18 protein-coding genes and 1 tRNA gene are annotated in these 25,162 nt (G+C 27.9%); 8 read left to right on the top strand and 11 right to left on the bottom strand.

From position 1 onward, the window contains the following. Positions 1-404 precede the first annotated feature (404 nt). Positions 405-773, top strand: coding sequence for a YraN family protein (locus tag ERUM_RS00355; protein WP_011154747.1), 369 nt, complete (start codon positions 405-407; stop codon positions 771-773). Between the two features lie 346 nt (positions 774-1,119). Here the strand turns inward: ERUM_RS00355 and hemA are convergent, their stop codons facing one another. The 3 genes from hemA to ERUM_RS00340 all read right to left on the bottom strand — a co-directional run bounded on the left by hemA (position 1,120) and on the right by ERUM_RS00340 (position 3,710). Continuing rightward, a complete protein-coding gene (gene hemA / locus ERUM_RS00350) occupies positions 1,120-2,316 on the bottom strand; it encodes a 5-aminolevulinate synthase (RefSeq protein WP_011154746.1) in 1,197 nt (398 codons plus the stop codon). Positions 2,317-2,355: 39 nt separating this feature from the next. Further along, the gene (gene tyrS / locus ERUM_RS00345) at positions 2,356-3,612 is read right to left on the bottom strand and encodes a tyrosine--tRNA ligase (protein ID WP_011154745.1); all 1,257 of its coding nucleotides are present in this window, start codon (positions 3,610-3,612) and stop codon (positions 2,356-2,358) included. A 25-nt stretch (positions 3,613-3,637) separates the two neighbouring features. Further along, positions 3,638-3,710: transfer RNA gene (locus ERUM_RS00340), tRNA-Lys, on the bottom strand. A 270-nt stretch (positions 3,711-3,980) separates the two neighbouring features. Here ERUM_RS00340 and glnA point away from each other — a divergent pair. Beyond that, complete coding sequence (glnA, locus tag ERUM_RS00335) at positions 3,981-5,393, top strand: type I glutamate--ammonia ligase (protein ID WP_011154744.1); 1,413 nt, start codon at positions 3,981-3,983, stop codon at positions 5,391-5,393. Between the two features lie 435 nt (positions 5,394-5,828). Beyond that, positions 5,829-6,806, top strand: a complete 978-nt coding sequence (locus ERUM_RS00330; protein WP_011154743.1) for a polyprenyl synthetase family protein — start codon at positions 5,829-5,831, stop codon at positions 6,804-6,806. A 601-nt stretch (positions 6,807-7,407) separates the two neighbouring features. Here ERUM_RS00330 and ERUM_RS00325 read toward each other — a convergent pair. The 5 genes from ERUM_RS00325 to ERUM_RS00305 all read right to left on the bottom strand — a co-directional run bounded on the left by ERUM_RS00325 (position 7,408) and on the right by ERUM_RS00305 (position 14,961). Next, the gene (locus ERUM_RS00325; RefSeq protein ID WP_011154742.1) at positions 7,408-9,249 is read right to left on the bottom strand and encodes a hypothetical protein; all 1,842 of its coding nucleotides are present in this window, start codon (positions 9,247-9,249) and stop codon (positions 7,408-7,410) included. 524 nt (positions 9,250-9,773) lie between these two features. Further along, complete coding sequence (locus ERUM_RS00320; protein ID WP_011154741.1) at positions 9,774-10,493, bottom strand: ATP-binding cassette domain-containing protein; 720 nt, start codon at positions 10,491-10,493, stop codon at positions 9,774-9,776. 9 nt (positions 10,494-10,502) lie between these two features. Continuing rightward, positions 10,503-11,300 carry an MlaE family ABC transporter permease gene (locus ERUM_RS00315; RefSeq protein WP_011154740.1) on the bottom strand — a complete coding sequence of 266 codons (798 nt, stop codon included), beginning with the start codon at positions 11,298-11,300 and terminating at the stop codon, positions 10,503-10,505. A 1,538-nt stretch (positions 11,301-12,838) separates the two neighbouring features. Further along, a complete protein-coding gene (gene rpe / locus ERUM_RS00310; protein ID WP_011154739.1) occupies positions 12,839-13,486 on the bottom strand; it encodes a ribulose-phosphate 3-epimerase in 648 nt (215 codons plus the stop codon). An 827-nt stretch (positions 13,487-14,313) separates the two neighbouring features. Continuing rightward, positions 14,314-14,961 carry a lysophospholipid acyltransferase family protein gene (locus tag ERUM_RS00305; RefSeq protein ID WP_231837224.1) on the bottom strand — a complete coding sequence of 216 codons (648 nt, stop codon included), beginning with the start codon at positions 14,959-14,961 and terminating at the stop codon, positions 14,314-14,316. A 160-nt stretch (positions 14,962-15,121) separates the two neighbouring features. Here ERUM_RS00305 and def point away from each other — a divergent pair, with 160 nt between their 5' ends. Beyond that, positions 15,122-15,667, top strand: coding sequence for a peptide deformylase (gene def / locus ERUM_RS00300; RefSeq protein WP_011154737.1), 546 nt, complete (start codon positions 15,122-15,124; stop codon positions 15,665-15,667). A gap of 27 nt (positions 15,668-15,694) precedes the next feature. Further along, on the top strand, positions 15,695-16,486 hold the full coding sequence (locus ERUM_RS00295) for a uracil-DNA glycosylase (RefSeq protein WP_011154736.1): 792 nt from the start codon (positions 15,695-15,697) through the stop codon (positions 16,484-16,486). Positions 16,487-17,054: 568 nt separating this feature from the next. Here ERUM_RS00295 and recF read toward each other — a convergent pair. From recF to ERUM_RS00275, 3 genes are all read right to left on the bottom strand, one after another. Next, complete coding sequence (gene recF, locus ERUM_RS00290; protein ID WP_011154735.1) at positions 17,055-18,173, bottom strand: DNA replication/repair protein RecF; 1,119 nt, start codon at positions 18,171-18,173, stop codon at positions 17,055-17,057. 914 nt (positions 18,174-19,087) lie between these two features. After that, on the bottom strand, positions 19,088-20,005 hold the full coding sequence (gene argF, locus ERUM_RS00280; protein WP_011154734.1) for an ornithine carbamoyltransferase: 918 nt from the start codon (positions 20,003-20,005) through the stop codon (positions 19,088-19,090). A 330-nt stretch (positions 20,006-20,335) separates the two neighbouring features. Beyond that, entirely contained in the window at positions 20,336-20,644 is a 309-nt protein-coding gene (locus tag ERUM_RS00275) for a hypothetical protein (RefSeq protein ID WP_011154733.1), read from the bottom strand. Between the two features lie 1,214 nt (positions 20,645-21,858). On the opposite strand from ERUM_RS00275, the gene polA reads away from it, so the two are divergent. The 3 genes from polA to ERUM_RS05030 are packed head-to-tail and all read left to right on the top strand — an operon-like array spanning position 21,859 to position 24,807. After that, entirely contained in the window at positions 21,859-24,441 is a 2,583-nt protein-coding gene (gene polA / locus ERUM_RS00270) for a DNA polymerase I (RefSeq protein ID WP_044148594.1), read from the top strand. A gap of 30 nt (positions 24,442-24,471) precedes the next feature. Then, on the top strand, positions 24,472-24,639 hold the full coding sequence (locus tag ERUM_RS04830; protein ID WP_080512699.1) for a DNA polymerase: 168 nt from the start codon (positions 24,472-24,474) through the stop codon (positions 24,637-24,639). A gap of 30 nt (positions 24,640-24,669) precedes the next feature. After that, a complete protein-coding gene (locus tag ERUM_RS05030) occupies positions 24,670-24,807 on the top strand; it encodes a hypothetical protein (RefSeq protein WP_157858263.1) in 138 nt (45 codons plus the stop codon). Positions 24,808-25,162 lie beyond the last annotated feature (355 nt).

The following is a 25,162-nucleotide window of genomic DNA, read 5'->3' as shown; positions in this document are numbered from 1 at the left end:
TTTAATAAGTTACAAAAGAATAAAAATTTAAATAAACAGTATATTATTAAAACAATAATCATAAGTACATACCTATATAAATCGTTAAAAATTCCTTACACATACACTTACCTATATATAAGATACCTATACATTTTTAACTATCTCTCTTACAATACATACACCAAGACTTAAGTAATAAGTACTTGAATGTTTACATGTATTCATCATGAACATAAGTTCTATGTTAGAAGAATATTAACTTTACATACTATATTGTATGAAGCACATATCTATAATGCATGTAAAATGCTAAGCATTAAATATATATTCATTAAGAATAAATCATTTAAACTATATTTTTTAAGTCTACATAGTTTCTCCATAAAACAGTTATATTAATTTTTTATATAATATACATACAAATGCCATATAAGAAAAACTACAAACGTTCAGCTTATAATACTTTAGGATATCTAGGAGAAGTATTAATAATACTATTCCTAAAATGCAAGCTATACCACATTATAAAACACAGATATAGATGTCCATTAGGTGAAATAGATATAATTGCTCATAAAAATAAACAACTAGTTTTTGTAGAAGTAAAAACCAGTCTATTCAATAAAAATATTCCAATAACATATAAACAACAAAAATCTATCCTTAAATCTGCAAAATATTTTATTGCCTTTCATAGAAAATTCGCAAATTATAGCATCAGATTTGATTTATACTTTTTCTCTCTCTCAACAGGGCTGATACATATTCCTAATGCTTGGCAAGAATCTTAAGTAGTATATAAATAGTAATCTTAGATTTAAATGACACATATTTATATATACGTAGTTCTCCAAGTACAGTAGAGTTAACAAATATATGGTAAATCAATCTCACAAGTGCAGAAATATAATTATTTCTATGACTACAAAAAGTAGGTTTTTTAAAGTTTAATATTAAAATATTAACCATGGAACATAATTATAAAATACATATTTTTAAACTGATATAACACATACTACCAACTAACAATTTTAACAAGCTACAAAATTACAGAATGTATATTTCTATACAATTGAGTAAATATTTACTAACTATAACAAAACATCAATAACAAATCTTCACACAATACCCTGTATATTAATTCATTATTTTAAATTTTCTCAAAATATCAACTAAAGCTCGAGTTAGTATCTCTATCATTTCATCAGTATGATACGGAGTAGGAGTAATTCTCAGTCTCTCAGTACCAACTGGTACAGTAGGATAGTTAATAGACTGTATATATATCTTATAATCTCTCAATAATGTACGTGAAATATCTTTACATATTACAGAATCACCTATTATTATTGGGATAATATGAGTGTCTGTCTTGACAAAGTTAATACCAGCCTTGGTGAAAGATGATTTTACTTTATTTACAACCTCACGCTGTTTTTCTCTTTCAGAAGAACTCTTTTTTAAATACTCAACGCTTATTCTAGCAGATGAAGCAATTAGAGGAGATAATGCAGTAGTAAAAATAAAACCTGGAGCAAAGCTCCTAATAACATCTACTAGACTTTTTGACCCAGCAATATACCCACCCATTACTCCATAAGCTTTAGAAAGAGTACCTTGAATTATTGTAATTTTATCAGACAAATTTTCTTGCTCTGATATACCACCACCACGTTCTCCATACATTCCAACAGCATGTACTTCATCAAGATAAGTCATAGCACCATACTTATTTGCTAAGTAACAAATCTCTGCAATTGGAGCAATATTACCATCCATAGAATATAAAGATTCAAATATTATTATTTTAGGTAAAGATTTATCAACGGATTTTAATAAATCCTCAAGATGGTTTACATCATTATGCTTGAATATATATTTTTCTCTTTTACTTCCTCTTATTCCTTCAATCATAGAAGAATGATTTTTCTCATCTGAAAACACAACAATATTAGGTACAATAGTAAGTAATGTACTAATTGTAGTTTGATTAGCAACATAACCACATACAAAGGTTAATGCAGCTGGTTTTTTATGCAAATCCGCTAGTGATTCTTCAAGTTCAAGAATCTCCTTTGTAGTACCAGAAATATTTCTAGTTCCACCAGCACCTATATTGCTACTAAAATTCTTAATTGCAAGAATCACTTGTTCATTTTGCCCCATACCTAAATAATCATTACTACACCATAAGGTAACCTTATCATTGATAGAACATTCGATAGCATAGGGAAATTGGCCTGGAACACGTGAGAATCCTGTAAACTCTCTATACCTACCTTCTTCTTTTATATGCTTAATTTTATCATAAAATATTTCTTCATAATCTATCATGACTTTTCTACCATACACTTTTATAAATACATAATTTGATTAAAGATCACTTTCTAAAACTACTTTTAAATGACGCTTCTTTCCGCAACTGAGCTTAATATAGGACATGCCACAAAAATCTTGTAACGATAATTTATAATTTACATCCAATATTATTATATCATTTATTTTACACCCTTTATCATTAATCAATCTTTTAGCACTACTATTACTTTTTTCCATACCAGAAACCTGCAGTAATTTTACCACAGACAAACCTAACTCTATTTCAGACTTACATACATAAAACACCGGCAATCCAGAATGATCATTACACTCAAACACTTTAAGTGCATCATAAGCAATATCCTGTGCAATTTTTTCTCCATGACATATTCTAGTAGCTTCAGTAGCTAGGATCTTCTTCGCCTCATTAATTTCATAACCTTTCAAATTTTCTAATTTTTCTATTTCAGTAAGAGGTAACTCCGTAAATAATCTCAAAAAACGCCCTACATCTTCATCTTTCACATTACGAAAATACTGCCAATAATCAGCAGGACTATACATTTCCCCATCAAGCCATATTGCTCCATCAGCAGTTTTACCCATCTTCTCACCAGTACTTGTAAGCAATAAATGAGTAGTCAATCCAAAAAGCTGTGGTAATTTTAACTTTCTTCCTAATTCTACACCATTAACAATATTTCCCCACTGATCAGATCCTCCTATTTGCAATAAACAATTATAACGTTGATTAAGCTCTATAAAATCATATGCTTGTAGTAACATATAATTAAATTCTAGGAAGCTGAGATTTTGTTCTCTTTCTAAGCGCAGTTTTACACTATCAAAAGTTAACATATTATTTACAGAAAAATGTCTACCTATGTTTCTCAAAAAGTCTATATAATTCAATTTATCTAACCATTCTGCATTATAGACCAGCAATGCATCACTAACCCCACCACCACAAACAATAAATTTTTCTAATACTTTACGTATGCCTAATGTATTTTCCTGAATATCACTACTAGACAACAGAGTTCTAGACTTATCCTTTCCTGAAGGATCACCTATTTTTGTCGTACCATTCCCCAATAACACTATTGGCTTATGACCACACTTCTGTAAATATCTTAGGATCATAATTTGCATTAAACTACCAATATGCAAACTCCTAGCAGTACAATCAAATCCTATGTACGCAATAACACATTCTTTACTCATTAACTGATCTAGTTCAGCTAAATCAGTACATTGATTAAAGTAACCACGGGAATACAATAAACCTAAAAAATCAGATTTTAACTTCATGTTGAAAACATATTGTTGAACAAAGTGATCCTGGCGCGGGTTGAACGCGCGACCTACTGATTAAAAGTCAGTTGCTCTACCGACTGAGCTACAGGATCTCAATAAAGACCATAACTATTTTTTTTATCATTTTACCTAAATTAAGTAAAGATTTTTCTGATAACATCTCATCAGTTCTACAATAACACTATTTTTTGTAATTAATCAAAAATTTTTTTATATTTATAAACACATTAAATTAGACAAAACCATTTATTAATAACCGTAAAAAAGATGAACTTCTCTTTAAGGATACCATTATTACATTGCATGTTGCAAAATAGTAAGAAACTTGATATTCTAAGGGTTTTTAAGTTGGTAATTTAATCATGTTCCTTTCAGCAGAGGATACTCTAAACTACATAAAGAAAAATACAATAAATTTTGTTGATTTAAGGTTTACGGATTCTACTAGTAGGTGGCATCATATAACACGTAATGCAGAAACAATAAATACATATGTTTTATCATCTGGAGTTAATTTTGACAGTTCATCAATTCCAGGATGGCAATCAGTAGAGAAATCGGATATGATACTTCTACCAGATGTTAGTACTGCTTTTGTTGACCCATTTACAGCACAACCAACATTAGTAATAATCTGTAATGTAATAAACCCATATGACAAATCTGAATATCCTAAAGATCCACGTTATACAGCACATAAAGCATCACAATATATGTTATCTACTGGAATTGCTGACAAATGTTACTTTGGACCAGAAGTAGAATTTTTTGTGTTTGATAATGCAACATTTTATAATGGAATGTATCATTCCTATTTTAAAATAGAATCTTCAGAACATATTTCTCAATTTCAAAAAAGAGAACATATTAATAATAGTCACTGTCCAAAAATCAAAGGTGGTTATATGCCAACACCTCCTGTTGACTCATTACATGATCTCAGATCAGAAATACTAACAATGCTTAAGGAAGTGGGTATTACGCCTTTAATACATCATCATGAAGTTGCAGCTTCACAATGTGAAGTTGGATTCCAGCATGATGAGTTAATACGCAGTGCAGATAATGTACAAAAGTGCAAATATATAATCCACGGAGTAGCATCATCTTATGGAAAAACTGCAACTTTTATGCCAAAACCTGTTATAGGAGATAATGGAAGTGGAATGCATTGTCATCAGTCCCTATGGAAAGATAACATTAACATTTTTGTCAACTCAGATGGGAGTATGTCAGAAATATGTTTATATTACATAGGTGGGATTATTAAATATGGAAAAGCTATTAATGCCTTCACAAATCCATCAACAAATAGCTATAAACGTTTAGTTCCTAATTTTGAGGCACCAACTTGGCTAACATACTCTTACGAGAATAGGTCATCTGCAATTCGTATCCCATATGTACCAAATACTGATCTTAATGCAAAAAGAATAGAAGTACGTTTTCCAGACCCGCTTGCAAATCCATATCTATGCTTTTCCGCACAATTAATGGCTGGTTTATATGGAATAAAAAACAAAATTCACCCAGGACCTTCAATAGATAAAAATTTATATACATTAGATAAAAAAGAACTTCAAAGTTTTATTTCTGTTGCAAATTCTCTAGAAGAATCTTTAGATGCCTTAGACAATAATAGAGAGTTCTTGTTAGAAGGAGATGTATTTACAAATGATCAAATTGACACATATATTAAATTAAAATCATCAGAAGTAAGAGACTTACATTTACATCCACATCCTATTGAATTCATAAATTATTATAGTTCTTAGACTTTCGATATACAAAAAATATGTTGGATACAAACTTATTTTAAATTTTAATGATAAAATTCTCACAGAAGAATTTTTAGGTATGATAGACAACAATATAGAGTTTTTAGTGGAAGGGAATGTATTTACTAATAGTCAAATGATGCATACATTTCACTAAAATTACTACAAATAATGAGATTACATACTATAAAAAATCTTTCAACTCTATCATAGACATCATAGAAATAACATTTTAAAAATAAGTTGATGATTATTAGCACTCTAGAAAGGTTTTTATGTTTTTTAACAAGATAAAAATTCTCCAACTTATAGAAGATTTTGTATTCATCAATTTATATACAACAGGTAACAAAAATTGAGAAAAACTTGATTAGAAGGATTATCACACTGATACTAGGTATTAAAGTAATTTAATAACAACATGGTTCTTATATGGCAAATGATTTTTATACAACACTAACAGAACTAAAATCTCTTATACAACAAGATTTAGATGAAATGGAACATTTAATTTTATATCAAGATAACAAAAATATTACTTTAATTACAGAAATTATACAGCATCTAATCAAATCTGGAGGGAAAAGAATACGTCCTATAATTTTCTTTATTATATGCAAAATGTTAAATTACAATAAAAATGACAAAGTATACATTGCCGCAGCTATTGAGTTCATACATAATGCAACACTGTTACATGATGATGTGATAGATGAGAGTGAATTAAGAAGAGGAGAAAAGACATCCAATTTCCTTTGGGGCAATAAAGCAAGCATCCTAGTTGGAGATTTCTTACTTGCTGTATCTTTTCAATGGCTCATACAATGTAAAAATCTTACTATACTCTCCATATTATCTAAAACATCCAACACAATTATAATAGGAGAAGTCGAACAAATGGTCGCTAGTTATAACATAAACATATCACAAGAAAAATATATAGACATCATTTCTGCCAAAACAGCATCTCTTTTTGAAGCAACATGTGAATCTGCTGCAAATCTAGCTGAAGTAAATAACGAAAAAATACATGCATTAAAACAATTTGGCTATAATTTGGGTATATCATTCCAAATTTTAGATGATATTTTAGATTACACAGCATCAGAAACACAGTTTGGAAAAAAATTAGGCAACGATCTATTAACAGGTAAAATTACTTTACCAATCATTATCGCATATCAAAATGCAAATCATCAAGAAAAAAAATTTTGGACTCAACTATCTACTAATCCAGATATAAATAAAGCAATGTTTTATATAAAATCCCATTCTGCAATTGAACAAGCACTCAACATAGCATCAACATATATAGACAAAGCAAAATCCAGTTTAAATATTTTTGCAAATTCAGATTACAAACAAATATTAGATAAATTACTTAATTCCATCTTATATAGAAATTTTTAACTAAACAATATCCTAATTAACACAACCTAAATATAAACCATAGAGTCTAGTTATGCATTATACAAATAATCACAAGTCAGTGTACTAATAGGTTGATAAAAAAATCTTAAAATTCCTTATCTCTAATTTTTCAGTATATTACATGTAAATCAATACATAAAACAGATACATAATAATAAATAGAAACTCAAATTACTATGTAATACACATCTAAAACAATTAATTTAAATTTAATGTTTCAGTAAGTGCAGAATATTACAACAAGAAGTACTATAAAAACTAATTTTATGTTATTTAATCAACACAAATAACAGATACCATTGCTAAAAAATCACTATTATTTTTTAATAAATACCAATACAACTAATATAAAATTTTTACCATAATAAATGTAAAAAAGACCAAAAACATCACTAACTTACTAATAAACTTAACATAGCTATTAAATTAAGGAATAAAACATCAACTAAAAGGAAAGTGCAAGCACAGGAAAATTATCAAGTTCATTTAATAAAACTTTCACAACAAACAGAAATCTAACAATATTATTAAAAACTAACACCTATCACTAGCAATATATAAACATTCAAGCAAATATCTCTTAACTACGAACACTTTGGTTATCAATAGCTATTGCTTTAATATCTACGCATGATAATAATATATCTTCAATCTCTTGTGCCTCTTGTTGTGCTAATCTAGCATTATCATTATTAATAGAATTGTTATATACAATATAAAATATACATACTATCGCAAAAACATTAATTGAAATAACTCCACATATTACGCTTTTATAAATATTATTATACATACAAGCAATAAATTCATTCACACCTGCCAATATAAAAAATGTCACAGCCACAAAACTTATAAGTGATATATTAATTTGTTTGTTACTCATATTTATAAAATTTTTACGCTCTTTCTTATGATGAGACACCTTATTGAATTTTTTAGTAATCAATTCATATGTATACTTTGTATACAGATATAATGATCTTTCAAATGTTTTTTTACTTACAATTCTATCATGACCACCAGAAAAAAATAGCTTAACACATCTTTGATGTTGCAAATCAATCCTGTTATCATATACAGGAAGTTTCTTACTTACTTGTGCAAAATCCCTTAATAGTAAATCAGTCCTACCCTGATCTACATATGAAATATTATTTTTTAATATTTCATATACTGTTAAACCTTCACTATTTCTTACTTGAAACACATAGTACAAAGGTACACTAGTCAATAAATATTGAAAATATTTAATACACTCTCTTACATAATAATCACTTTGAACAGATAATTCAGTATTTTTCTCTCTTAAAGATGTAACACCCATTCTCATACGAGAAAGAGTTTGACCATCTAAACAATGTCTTAATTGCTTCATATTATTTACACGGGCCAAACTAAAAAATGAAAACACTTTTGCAAAAAAAACAAAATTAACAGAAACCATAACATGCAATGGAAGATCCCCATGCACATTTTTGTGTGTATTCATAATAGGAAATTTTTCAGAAAAATACTTTGCAATCTGAGTATTCATATATGGAGCAGAAGTTACATAATGCATAACATTATTGCCAAATTTATCCAGCTTATAAATTATCAGAGGATACATCTGCATAATTTTCTGTATAATATCAGTGAAAAATTTTTTCTGATCCAGTTGGTTTGGTATATTAACAGCATAATGTAAAGCAGTACGATCGTGACTATCAAGAGTATATTGAGCACTATTTAGTAAAAATGTTTTAACTAATAAATATGACAGATTACAAAGCTCTGGATCATCTATTAGAAAATATAAGTTACTTAAAGCACTAATAGCATCAGGAGTTAAAGGATCACAAGGCTCATCAGAATATGCTAAAAATGCAGAAACTGTTTCAATAGATACTTCTCCTTGCTTAACAGCAGTATTAATTTTGCTAAACAATATTTCTATAGCTTGTATTACAGCTACAAACATTTTAGATCTGTCTTCTTTTTGATTTTGTTGCAATTCTTCATTGCTCGTTATTTCTTGAGCAGGATCTTCAGTAGTTATTACATCTAATAAAGCCTGAAATAATCTATTAGAAACAGATTTACACTTAGATTTTAACGTACCGAAAGTTTCTCTAGCCTCAGGAGGTTTAGGTACTAAACTTGTGGGTTGTTCTTTAACAGGTGATTGAATCGCATCTGATAGTAATTTTCTTAGCTGTTGTTTCATAGCACGCTGAGAATTAGCACTATGTACTCCAGACATATCATATAGTGACATTATCAAGTAATAAAATACCGTACCTAGAGAATCTTTCATTAACAATATGTCATTACATTCCAAAGATCGTATCGTCTCAAGAAATGACACGTCACACATTACTATCTTACTAAACAATAAAGGCCTTGTATATCTCTCCAAAATAGACTTACGCACTATCAACATGTTAATAACCCTAAGATAGAATTTAATTACAGAAGTAGTATTACTCTAACTAAAAATGTGAGAAACAACTGATCTATGTAATATTAGCAACTACACATTACATACCTGTCTTTTTCTAGACAGACTTATAAAATACAATTTTTCCAATTATAATACTATTTATTTCACCACTAGAAATTGAGTATACGAATATAATACCTCTTTCACAACACTTCACTTACTATCAAAGGTATCACATTTTTGGATAAAAATTCTACTAAAAAGTAATAAACCACTATGTCATTAAGAAATTTTAGAATATAAGCATTATATTAAATTTCTCATGTGTTATTAGTTTTATATGTTAATACCTTTATTAATTTATCCAAAGTATTTTTCATATGCAATTATTATTTTCTTAATTAAGATTAATATATTTCTTGATTAAAGATTACAGCTTTATCTACAACTTACAATACTGTTCTAGCTATATAAATCTATTAAATTAAATTCGATCATTATAATCTAGAAACTAGGTATTAACCTTAATAATTACGATGTATAAAATTCCTTACATACTGGTTATCTGTATTCTTAATTTCTTGTACAGATTCGCAAACAATAATTTTTCCTGCATATAACACAGCTATTTTGCTAGCAATTTTAAATGCACTACTAATATCATGTGTAATAGTAATTATTGTCAATTTAAATTTCTTATGACATTTAACAATTATGTCATTCACAATATCTGACATAATAGGATCCAATCCTGAAGTCGGTTCATCAAGTATTATAATTTTAGGCTCGCTAACAATAGCACGAGCTAGTGCTATTCTTTTTTTCATACCACCTGATAGTTCAATGGGGTATCTATCAAGCACATCATTACTTAAACCAACTAAGTTTAACCCAGAAGCAGCAATTTCTCTTGCTGAATTCTTATTACAATTAAATCTATAATGAAAATTAAAGGTAATATTTTCACATACTGTTAAACTGTCAAACAACGCACAATTTTGAAATAATACTCCAAAATTCTTACTTAAACTCTTATTATGTTTAACATCAATTCCATCAACAATAACTTTACCAGATACAGGACTGATCAGCCCTAAAATTGTCTTTGTCAATACAGATTTTCCACTACCTGATTCACCCAAAATAACTAGTGATTCCCCATATGCAACATTAAGATTTATTCCATTTAAAATTTTATGATCATGAAATGCTATATGCAAATCAGATAAAGAAATACAATACATAAATTAATACTACGAATAAAATACAGTAACAATATAGTTCAAGAAGATAATAAGCATAGATGATATTACAACAACGTAAGTTGTAGCTATCCCTACACCTCTAGCTCCTCCACTACAATAATAACCATTATAGCAACCCATAAAAGATATAATAAAACCAAATACAGTAGCTTTAATTAATCCTAATACAACATCTCTAGTATGTAAAAATTTCATTACTCCCCTAATATATATTTCTGGAGTACATCCCAACTGAAATGAACCAACTATATAACCACCATAAGAACCAATTAAATCAGCACATAAAATTAATATAGGCATGCTAATCATTGCAGCAATAACACGAGGTACTACTAAATATTTAAATGGATTAGTGTTTAAAGTAAATAAGGCGTCAATTTGTTCAGTAATGCGCATCGTTCCTATTTCAGCAGCTATAGATGCTCCTACTCTTCCCGCAATAATAAGACCAATTAACACTGGCCCTAATTCTCTAACAATAGCAACTACCACTACACCAGCAATAAAATCATTAGACACATTAGTATTAATTATTAACGCATTTTGCAAGATTAAAACCGCACCAGTAAATATAGCTGTTACACCTACAATAGGTAAGGAAAAAAAGAATATTTCTATAAACTGTTTCCATATAACACAATAGTAATAAGGAGGACACAAACAATGATAAACAAACCTTATAAAAAAGATAAAAGCATCTCCAATGTTAAATACCAAAACAATTGCATATTTACCAATACTTTGAAATAACCAACATAACTTATTATATAAAGGTAGAAACCACATACTATACCAAATTCTTTTAATTACTAATACAAAATAAACCTTACACTAAATTAAACATAACCAATTTAAACACCTATTAATACAATAAACATAACTTGACCTACAACCAATTTATAATAATTAATAGAGTTAATGTATTAAAATATTCATTCTATTTAAATAATAAAGTTTCTAGCCTAAAAACATATTATCTATGTATAAAATATTTGTTATTATAATAAACATTAAAATTCATTAATATATGATAAAAGCCAAAACTATATTTTAAAACTTCAATAAATACTATAAACATATAGTATTTTTTCAACAATTTTTTAATAATTATAATCTTAAAACCAAATATAATATCTTTATACTAGAATTATAGTCACATTAATTCCATATAATTCTTAACAAAAATTCCAAGTTCATTAGAACTTTAAAAAATATTTCATTATTTTACGATAGACATCATAACCACATGTTAATATAAAAAATTTAACATTTTATAAAATCTCCAACATTAATAAACTAACTCAATACTACCATCTAAATAAGTAAAATTTTTAAACATGAAATATATAAACTATAACATGTAACATTATCAATACACTAAACAAACCTGTTTTTTTAGATACATTTATAAAAATAATCAAATACATTTTATACAAGTATAGGACTATCATCTTATTCTATATATAAGTACAAAATTTAAAATTTCTCAGGATTTATCAAGCTTTTAAAATTTTCATGCATTATTAATAACGAGATTATCAATAAGTATTTAATGATATTATGTAGCAAAATAGCAATTTTAGATAAGTTTCACATTCTTTAAAAACTATTACACTACCAAAAAAACCTGTAATTGTTATTACATTATAATAACTATCAAATCATCAGTATATTAATTTAGCAACATCATGTAATGAAAAATAATAATTCAAATTAATTCCATATAATAAAACTAGTATTGAATTTACAAAATAACTTATAGTATATTATTATGCTATTACATTAATATCCTTACTACTCAATAACCATCTTATCTTTAACATACCAATATTCAATTAATACGACATCACAACTTTTATTAAATTACCTTTTGAATTTATTTAAATTTCATACAACAAAATACATAAATCTTCGTATTTTTAATTATCAATTAAATACTATACCATAACAATTATAGTTAACTATATACACAAAAAGTAATAGTCCAAAATTTAAACTACTCATCATCTATCCTGAAATTTACCTGTATAGCTATTTTTTAGACTTTACTTAATAATACAAATCTTATTAAGAACAGTAGATCATTTTTTACTATACAAAACAACATCACAATGTAATATACTTAATATAATTCAATGCTTTAGTAAATTTGACACTTTTGAAAAAACTATAATAAAACTTAGTGTACCAATTGGCAACATATTACTAAATATACATTAAAAATTTCCTTTATATGCATAATAAAACTAAATATCTCATACCATACATAATAAAATCTATTATTACGATACACTGATAGGATATACTTGATATTTATTATAACTCTACAAAGACTTTAGCTGCTTAATATATTCTGACATATTATTTGATTTAAAAAGAGCAGAACCAATTACCAAAATATCAGCTCCTGCGTCAATTATATCTTTAGCATTTTCAATATTAACACCACCATCTACCGCTATCTTAGTATTTAAGGAATATTTTTGTATAATATTACGAATGGACGAAATTTTATTCAATTGAGAGGTAATAAACCGCTGCCCTCCAAAACCAGGGTTTACTGTCATTACTAATACAAGATCAAGATCACATATGATATACTCCAAAATATTATGATGAGATGTCGGCACAAGAGATATCCCAGCACTCTTACCGTAAGCTTTAATTTTTTTGATCACACCATCTAAATGCACTTCAGATTCTGCATGAATAGTAATAATATCTGCCCCAGCATCAACAAAGTTTTCAATATAATTACTAGAAGCATTAATCATTAAATGTACATCAAATGGTATTTTCGTATATTGTCTAATCGCAGATATAACAACTGGACCTATAGTTATATTAGAAACAAAACTACCATCCATTACATCTACATGAATATAATCAACACCAGCTACTGTAAGCATTTCTACTGATTTACCTAAATTGGCAAAATCTGCTGATAAGATAGAACCAGATATTTCTACCATTTTTGTTACCTAGAATTATCTTTTAACTTAGTATATTAATAATAAATATATATTTTGAATTCTATTAAATTTCCCATATTTTTCAATATAGAACAACTAAATACTATAACAATAATAAAAGAACCAACCTTAACCTAATGACAAATTAGGCTTTCTATATAACAGACAATTTATTACCCCAATATAAACAAATATAACATTTACTTAAAACAAAAAATTATTTAGTTTTATAGAAGATATAATATTTATATCACTATTTTTTTATATAGTTAGGAATTTACGATAAAATGAGTATCAACAAATACAACATTACCTAACTAAACACATAAATTTTTACCTTAAAAATAAAACAAGATTATTGTACTTTATATACTTAATACAAGCACAACATGATACAAAAAATATCACTAATAAATAGATTTAACAATAAATAGTGGTGCTTGTTATTACCGAACTATAGTAGTTTTTTACCAGTCACAGCAGAACATTATAAATATATAAGTTTGATATTTATTTAAAGTCCGTATTAAACAAATACATAAATACTATTACAACAAAATAATAATGATGCTATATAAACATTATCAATTCAAAAAAATAACGTTTTACCTAATAGCACAAGATGTTAGCAAGGTACTAGCTTATTAAATAAAATTTTCTAATACTTTTCATATAAGCTTATGTGAAACAAGACCAGATATATTATTTTAAGAAAATAACCATAATAAACATACTCTTAAATAGTAAACTATGTAGTTGTTTCGTATAATATAAGTTTACACTAAGTAATACTAATAAAGATAGTACTATATATACCATATACATCATTATTTAGAACTACTACATTCTAACGCTTCCTTCATTAGAGATTTACTTGCTATTGACATTCTTGTTTCTAGCTCATTTGTAAATTCTTGCTTTGTCAAACCAGGATAAATCGGTGGTAATATTTGTATTATAGCTTTACCAGGAGTCTTCTTGAAAGCTAAAATATTAGCAGGCCAAAATAGGCCTGTATTAACTGCTATTGGAACAACAGGTATTGAAAGCTTGTTATATATAGCTGTAATACCAGGTTTAATAGAAATCTTTGTTCCAGGTACCACTCTAGATCCTTGAGGAAAAATAATTACTGTTCTCCCTGCTTTAACGTGCGATGCTGTTAAAGCTAGTATATGTTTTAGAGCCTGAACTCCGTTATTACGATCAATAAATATCATCTTAAGTAGTATAAAATAAATACCAAAAATTGGAAAATACATTAATTCTCTTTTTAGAATATATGCAGGATCTTTAAATATAGTAAAGAGTATAAGAGTCTCTAAAGGAGACTGATGTTCAGATGCAACAATATAGGGTGAGTCCTTAGGTAAATGTTCATAACCACGTATTTCGTAACTTATCCCATTGGTAATTTCCTGAATAAACAGTATAACTTTAATTCCATATACTGAATATTTTATCTTTAACGACATTGGCAATATTAAGCAAAACGGAAAAACCGTTATTGTATACAGTATTGCGAAAAATAGTGATAGTATGTAAAATAACATTGCTACAGTCGTTATATATTAATGCCTTATATATATGTTAATATTACAAAATAACAAATAGTTTTTAATTTCGGGGGATCGAATGTCTACTCTATCACTTGTTACCATTCCTGATCACAGATTATCACTATGCTCTGAAGAAGTTACAGAAGTAACTCAAGAGATTAAGAAATTAGTTGATGATATGTTTGAAGTTATGCACACCAATAACGGAATAGGATTAGCTGCCGTACAAGTTGGAATCCACAAACGAATTTTTGTTGCTGATGTACCAGTAGATTACAAAGATCATGAAACAATAAAAACCGATGGTTATAAATCACATGGTGGACCATATTGCATGATTAATCCAAAAATTGTGGACATGTCTCAAGAAAAAGTAAAAATGCAAGAAGGATGCTTATCTGTGCCAGATTGTCTAGAATATGTAATGCGTCCTAAATATGTTACAATGCAGTATCTAGACTATAATGGGAATAAGTGTATAATAAAAGCTCAAGGCTGGCTTGCCAGATGTCTCGAACATGAGCTTGACCATTTAAACGGGATAGTCTTTTTGAAATATCTATCTAAGTTTAAGCGTGATCTTATAGTAGAGAAAATTAGAAAGAGACAGCCTATTAATTAATTAATTAATTAAAAGCAGCGGTAAAATGTGTCAGATTCAGATTTACTTGAAGCACTAAAGTTTTTTTATGAAAACGGGGTAGATTGTATACTAGAAACTGAAAATCAAGTGAGTATATCAAATCAAGATACATACTTAAACTTAAAGGGTGGAAATAATGATGTGGAAGAATACAACATGGAAAGAAGCAGTCTAAAAGAAGATGCTGAAGCTTATTACCTACTGAAAGCACAAAGTGCTGCTGAACAGTGCAGCACTTTGGAAGAACTGAGAAGCGCCATAGAATATTTTGACGGATGTGATATTAAAAACTTAGCAACCAATACCGTATTTTCTGATGGTAATCCTAATGCAAAAATGATGTTAATAGGAGAAGCACCAGGAGCAAATGAAGACATACACGGAATACCATTTTGTGGCACTAGCGGTATGTTATTAAATAAAATGTTAGAAGCAATAGGATTCAATAGAAATACCGTATATATTAGTAACAGTGTATTTTGGAGGCCTCCTGGAAATCGCAGACCAACTGATTTTGAAATAGCAGTATGTAGGCCTTTTGTAGAAAAACATATTGCCTTAGTTATGCCTAAAATGCTGGTATTAGTTGGAAGTACTGCATGTTATGCTATACTTGACTCTAAAAATCCTATATCTAAGCTCAGAGGTAGGTTTCATATGTACAATAATAGATTTTTACAGCATAGCATTACCACAGGTATTATATTTCATCCATCATACTTATTACGACAACCTATGCAAAAACGTATTGCCTGGGAAGATCTAAAACAAATCAGGGATTGCTTTAATACTTTGTAGGCTCCACATAAATAACAATCTTTCTACCCATCGATATGCTGACCATATTAGATTGCCTTCATATATAGTTAGTCACTTTTTAATTAATTTATGAACCAGTTATTTTAAATATATATTGCAGTAGCACATAATAATATTATCAGTAACTAATCATTAGATACCCCCTTTATAAGGAAAAATACAAAAAGCTTTGTAGATTTTAAACAATGACTTTTTAGACCTATATTCAATATAACACTGCTGATCATTAGTAATATTAAGAAAGAATGCTATAATAAATTATACTAGTATTGACAGGTTATAACCACACTTACACTTCAAAATAATCAGTTAATAAATTTATCTAAAACCAGTAATTACAAACAATTATACTATCACCCTGAGTATCACATATTGATAAACACCTAATCATAGATAAGAGTATTACTAATTAAGTATATTATTAATCAATGAAAACACTTATTAACAGTGTATAACATCAGTATTAGCTTTATCAGAAATATATAAATGTCACTACAAAACATCACTTATTTAATTAACAGTATATACTAATGATTTATCTAAGAACTTAATATATAGAATTAATGTTGTTATCTCCAACATGAAAAAACTTGAAATGCTCTTTATATTTTGTAAAATTCTGTTGTTTTAGGTCAATATCCGTGATCCACACCTGACATTTTATACTTACTATAGTTTCTAATAATTTTTCTTGATGATATACATCCAAATGAGACATTATATCATCCAATAACAGTATTGGATATTCCCCAGTATCTTGCTTGGCTAATACGGATGATAAAACTAATGACAATAATAAAATTTTTTGTTCTCCTGTTGAACAACAACTAGCTATTAGATTCTTCTCTAAATGAAATATTTGTACATTGTCGTTGTGAACACCAAAATTAACCAAATTAGTTGATGAATCCCTAGCTCTGCTTTTTTGCAAGTTTTCTTTATAATTCTCAATAGAATTTTCATTATCCAGTAAAGGAAACACTTGGCTTTTTATTTCTATAACCGCCTTAAAAAAAGAATTAGATAAATTATTTTTAGATAAGACATTTTGTAGTATCTGAACAACATTCAAACGTATCTGTGCAATCTTTATTCCATTCTCTGCCATAATACTTTCTAGGCTGGATAACCAAAAATTATCTACAGAATTACTACGTAACAGCTTATTTCGGTCTTGTTTTGCTTTATTATATTTTATAATATATGAAGTATAGTTTGTATCAAAAATATGTACCACTCTATCAAAAAATTTAAGTCGTTCGCTTTGTGATTTTAAAAAAATATGATCTAGCTGTGGAATTAGCCATACAACACTGATAATTTTGTGTAAAGTAATATAATTATGGCTCTTATTGCTAATCAATATAGAACGTTTGTTATTCCCTTTTGCAATAACAATTGGATAAATACTATTTTGGTTATGTATATGGTATGAAATACTCCACGGTAAGTCTGATGAGCTATTCTGCATACTTTCCATATTTACTCCTCTAATGCCTGTCCCTTTAGACAACAATGAAATAGCTTCTAAGATATTAGTTTTCCCTGCTCCATTTTTTCCAAGTAATACAACTGATTTACCAGAAGTATCTAGCTCAATATTTAAGTAGTTTCGGAAGTTTATTAAACGTAAGTTCTGTATATAAGATCCATATGTACATAACATTTAATAACTGCTCCCTTCTATTATAATATTGGATTGTATACTTATATTCTTTTGTTCTGCAAGAAGTACTCTCTTCTCCAAGGTTAACATTATAGTAAATATAACTTTTATATTTGAAACATTTGAATCTAATAACCTTACAATATACAATACTATGTAAAAAAATAACAACTTTTTACACATAGTGTTTTAACATATCATTTATGCAATCACTTACTCAACAATAAAATCAAAATACTATAGACGTAAATAGTCAAACTTAACCACATTATTATACAATATCAAAATATGTATGTTGGATCTTAAAGACATAAAAACTTATCTAAAAGGATTAAACCCACTATCAATACTAGATCTATAGCCTGATAGAATTATCAACTGTATACATTGTATAATCATTTAATATATATTATACAAACCATAGAGTACACAATTATAAAAAACAAAAATACCCATAACCTTTTCTTTTAGAAATATTTTAAAGACTTATAATTATTCTTACCAGTTATATTATCATGATAAGTTTAAATCATGATTTTAATTAAGAAATATAATAAATATTACTAGTAAATCATTAGATATACGTATAAATAAGTTGTATACAATACACCATATCAAATAATAAGCCTATTTATTTACAAAAAATAACAATATCCATAATTTGCCACAGAAACATTTGAATAGTAAGTTAAAACTACCACTTAACTAATAACAAATACACCATAGGAACTTAAATTTCTTACGAGAATTAACTAATCCTTATAATTATAGCTTTTGCAAAGATTATATGGGCTATATTAGCATATTATCTGTAAAAAACACTTCATAAGTGCTATCTTAAAAAATATTTTATAATCAATCAAGAAATACATACATTCATAAGAAGCTCAAAGAGCTTACAAAAATTATATAGTTTATAATAAATTCAAGCACCACAACATAATTGATTTCTGAATATGCAACCTGTTTTCTGCTTCATCAAATATATAAGAATTTGGCCCATCTATTATTTCAGATGTTACTTCTTCTCCTCTATGTGCAGGTAAACAATGTAAAAACATATAGTCAGGTCTTGCATTTTTAAGAAGAGTAGCATTTACCTGATAATTAAAAAACTCAGATTTTATGTTATTTTTATCACCCATTGAAACCCAAGAATCTGTAGTAATCACATTAGCATCTTGAATAATATTATTTGGATTTCTATCGTATACTATATTTGCTCCTTGCTTCTTAGCCGATTCAAGTAATAATTCAAGATCTTTTGAATGTTCTAAAGTTGATACATTTAACTTGAAATTTAACATTGTTGCAGCATGTATCCATGATACTAACATGTTATTAAAATCACCAATCCAACTAACAGTAGCATGTTCTATAGAACCTATTTTCTCTTCATAAGTCATAATATCAGCTAATACCTGACATGGATGACTGTACTGAGTTAAACTATTAATTATTGGAACACTACTATGCTTTCTAAATTCAAGCAAAGAACTATGATCAAGTATTCTAATTACAACTAAGTTGACATATCGGGAAAGAACTTTAGCTGTATCGTAAATAGATTCACCTCTTGTTAATTGAGAATTCTGCCAATCAAGTACGATAGCACTTCCTCCCAATTGATTTACTCCCACTTCAAATGATATTCTGGTACGAGTGGAAGGCTGCATAAATATTAATGCGACATTTTTATTCGATAGATGCTTATTATACTTATCAGGATGTTTTTTTATTAGAGACCCATAATCCAAAATTTTTCTCAACTCTTCATACGTGTGCAAATCTAGATCAATAAAAGAATTAATGCTCTTGTACCCCGTATACATGAAACCCTTACTAACCTACTCTAGAACTTTACCCTTATCATTGACGTAAAAAATAAGATAACTACTAACGCTACTAACATAATTAATAAGATATAGTTCTTATTTCTTTTGCCTTTTGATATGCTCACTGATAAATACTTATGTAAAATAGATAACTACAGTTACGTATTTCACCATAAAATACATCTAATGTCAACAAGCATTATTACTTAATAAGATGCAAATTTATCTCACGTAAGCTTTATTAGTTGTAACAATATTTATACTACATACAAAATAAGAATTTATTAGAACTACTTATAAACAATTGTTTATACATTCCGAGTATGATTATGAAAAATATTCTCTAAGAGAGTACCATAAGTCTTTTAGAAAACCATGCTGTTTTGTTTCAGATGTTTCATTATTGAGTTTTGTATCATATATTACTTCATCATTAGATTCTATACTCTTAAGATTTATTGATTCTATGTTCTCTTTGATATCTTGTGATTTATCATCTGCAACAGATTTATTAGCCTTAGCTGTTGTACGCTGGGTAGATGTATTATAGGTATTCCTTTTCCTCGTTACACTTTTCTTAGTCTTATCACTTTTTGATATTTCATCATTTGACGAAGTTTTTTTTATGCTTTCCATATTGGTATACCTATAAGTGTGTATTTAAAAATATTAATGTTATTTTATTAACGAAAAGATAACTTAAGCGCTCAAAAAAAGCATACCCTTTATCAATAACTATACACATGCTTTGATATGTTATATTAAACTAGCTTTACTAGAATGAAAATTAAGAATATCCAATCATATAGCATTACAAAAATTAAGGATCTACAAAACTACTAGCAATCTTACTACAAATACAACGTATTTGAGACAATATGCTTTTAATTCACTAAAATGTATGAGAATTGATAAATACGTTTATTGTTTAAACATACATCATAAATTATAAATTTATACTACCAAAAACAAAGATTGTGCATAACAAGTGCAGCTCCATAGATTCTGAAAAAACCAGAGAATTTTACGTAATATTTTCTGTATATTAACACCAACAAAATTGCGTTCACCAAACTTATACAAATTATTCTGTAAACATTGTCAGAGTTTTCATATTATGTATTATGAACAAATCATACAATACATTGTTTAATCACATATTATAAAGCTTCTCTTAATACCTACAAGATTTATTACATTCATAATATATTAATAGATAGTGTAATTTTATTGTGATATTTCTTAAAAGGTTATTCACTAATTCATAATATTGTATTTAATCAGATAAAAATGATTCTACTAACTCTTACAAGCTTTTTATATATGTTCACAATTAATAAATTATTATAAACTACCTTCAGACGGATGAATCACAAAAATAATATCATAATAATTAAGCTTATTCTCAACCATTACAGGTTTCCAGCACTACTAACAGTACTGAATAAACTACATGATTCTGCGTTACATTTTTTCATATTATCAAGCAACTCATAACATGATAATCAAGAAATACACAAATACAATATCTGAAGATCTTCCATACTATGCAGCATATGGATACATTACATAATTCACAGTGATATTTTTTTCATACATTAAAATTAATAATATTACGTGTAATCGAATAAACAAAGCAAGTCTACCAACATCTACAAATTTTTCATATGTGCTGAGTACATAAAAGAAATCATACAACAGTTGTAATATACTATCCTAATTACTACGTTCAACCCAAGTCTACAAAAGTTATTGAATATATTCTATAGTTTTTTATATATGCAGTGTACTAATAATATGTAAAAGTGTACAATCTACTAGGATAAGATTATTTATTGCATTTAACATTAATGAGTATTTTTACAATTATAGATGCTTATGGTCTACTTTTTAGAGCATATTACGCTTTACCTCATCTTAGTACATCTAATGGTGTACCTATTGGTGGAGTATATGGCTTTATTAATATGTTACTGAAATATATAGAAGTTCATACTGCAAATTACCTAGTTGTCGCATTTGACACTGGTGGTAAAAATTTTCGTCATGATATATACCCACAATATAAAAGCAATCGTATTAAGCTCCCTGAAGATTTGATATCTCAATTTCCACTACTTAGAGAAGCTGTTAATGCACTTAATATATCATATGAAGAAGTTGCTGGATATGAAGCTGATGACGTAATAGCAACTTTGAGTAAAAACTATAGTAAATTTGATGGTATAAAAGTCACAGTTGTTACATCAGATAAAGACTTACTACAGCTTTTAGAACATAATATTCATATTTTCGATCCTGTCAAAAATAAATACATCGTAGAAGATGACGTACAAGATAAGTTTGGTATATCATCAAGTAAATTGCTAGACTTCTTATCTCTGACTGGTGACACATCAGATAATATTCCAGGTGTACCTGGTATAGGTATCAAAACCGCTGCAAAATTATTGAACAATTTCGGATCACTAGATAATTTACTATCACAACCACATGCCATTGAAAAAAATAAGTGTCGCGAATCAATTATTAAATATCAAGATCAGGCAATATTATCTCGTCAGCTTTTAACATTATGTGATACAGTAAACTTAGATAATAACATAGAAAAGTACAGATCTCGTATTCCTGATACGCAAAAGTTAGTGAAATTCTTAAAAAAGTACGAACTTCAATCCTTAATTAATAAAATTGGTAAGATTTTTAAAACAGATGCTTTTACTGTATATCAAAAATCGGGATATAATAATGAGAATAGTATAAAAACTAACGTAATACCATATTCCTCTGAGGAACTCAAAACTTTTATTGAGAATTGTAAAAACGAAGGAACAATAGCCTTATATATTGATATAACTGATAACACAATCAATAGTATGTCTTTATCCTATAAGGAAGGTACTATACTCTACATCAATAAGGAACATATAACTCACGCTTTGGATTTAATTAAGCCACTCTTCAGTTTAGATCATATACTAAAAGTGATGTACGATGTAAAAACTCTATTCAAAATTATTCAAGAAGACACCAATATAACAGCTTTTGATGATATATTAATAATGTCATATAGCCTAGATGCAGGATTACATGACCATACATTAAAAAACATCATTATCCGTAACATTGACAAACATGATATTACTAATGAAAACATCACAGCATCTACTTTATTATCATTACACACAGCATTAAGAAGAAATTTATTTACAAACCAGTTGTGTACTATTTATTACAGGATAGAAAAACCACTAATTAATGTTTTACATAATATGGAAAAAATAGGAATAATGATTGATGGTAGTATTCTAGATAAGCTATCATCCACTTTTTCAGATAAGATTAGTGTGTTAGAAGAAAAAATATATAAATTGTCAGGAGAAGAATTCAACATAGCTTCTTCAAGACAACTAAGCACCATATTGTTTGACAAAATGGGTATAAAAAAAGGTAAAAAGCTAAGTTCAGGTACTTATAGTACAGATGCAGAAGTGTTACACGAACTTGCATTTAATGGGGTTGAAATAGCTGATGAGATACTAAAATGGCGTCACTTTACAAAACTGAAAAATACTTATACTGATGTCTTGGCAAAACAAATAGATAATAATACCAGCAGAGTACATACGTTTTACTCGATGACATCTACTGTAACTGGTAGGTTAAGTTCAAGTAATCCTAACCTGCAAAATATTCCTATTAGAAGTGAAGAAGGAAATGCTATTAGAAATGCATTTATAGCAAAAAGTGGATATAAATTAATTTCCGCTGATTATTCACAAATAGAGTTACGTATAATGGCACATATTGCTAGTGTACAAGCATTCAGAGATGCATTTTCTTTGGACCAAGATATACATTTAATTACAGCACAACAGATCTTTAATACACAAAATATAGATAAGAAATTACGTAGAAAAGCAAAATCAATTAATTTTGGAATAATCTATGGTATCAGTCCATTTGGATTGGCTAAACAACTTGGTATTACACGATCAGAAGCAAGTAAACACATCGAAAACTATTTTAAGTCTTATCCAGAGATAAAATCCTATATAGAAGACATAAAAGTTTACGCAAGAACTCATGGGTATACAAGGACTGTATTTGGTAGAAAGTGTTTTATAAAAGATATTAATAGTAATAACCACGCATTAAGAAATTTTTCTGAAAGAGCAGCAGTTAATGCTCCACTCCAAGGAACATCCGCTGACATAATCAAAATGTCAATGATACACCTATTCGATAGATTAAAAACTGGATATATGATATTACAAGTACATGACGAGCTATTATTTGAAGTACCAGAAGATCATGTTGACAATACAGTAAAACTCATCAAAGAAGTTATGGAAGGTATTGTAAAATTATCAGTACCACTCAAGGTAGACATCACTATAGGTGACAACTGGGGTAATTTAGTGCCATATTAATACATATAACCTAAGAACTCCATTGGATATATGATATTACAAGTACATGACGAGCTATTATTTGAAGTACCAGAAGATCATGTTGACAATACAGTAAAACTCATCAAAGAAGTTATGGAAGGTATTGTAAAATTATCAGTACCACTCAAGGTAGACATCACTATAGGTGACAACTGGAGTAATTTAGTGCCATATTAATACACATAACTTAAGAACTCCATTGGATATATGATATTACAAGTACATGACAAGCTATTATTTGAAGTACCAGAAGATCACGTTGATAATACAGTAAAACTCATCAAAAAGGTTATGGAAGGTATTGTAAATTATCAGACTACTCAAGGTAGATATAACTATAGGTGACAACTGGGGTAATTTAATGCCATATTAATACACATAACTTAAGAACTTTATAGTAATCAATATAACAACATTTAGAATATCGAATAATAAAAGACACACGTTACACTTATTAACTCAATATTACATATAATACACAATATAAAATTAAGTAACATATTTTAATCAAACATATATAACTTATCTGTACATTAAATTATTCTAAGAAAAATAGATATCCTATACTTAACACAACAGCACTTACCAACTTAAACATTTGTGAATAATATATTTATTTTTTGAATTTACCTTTTAATACATCATATATACAAGACTATTAATTGTAAAACATATACATGCACTATCAATTAGGATACAG

The organism is Ehrlichia ruminantium str. Welgevonden, assembly GCF_000026005.1.
GTDB classification, from domain to species: domain Bacteria; phylum Pseudomonadota; class Alphaproteobacteria; order Rickettsiales; family Anaplasmataceae; genus Ehrlichia; species Ehrlichia ruminantium.
This window is presented reverse-complemented; position numbering and strand designations above follow the sequence as displayed.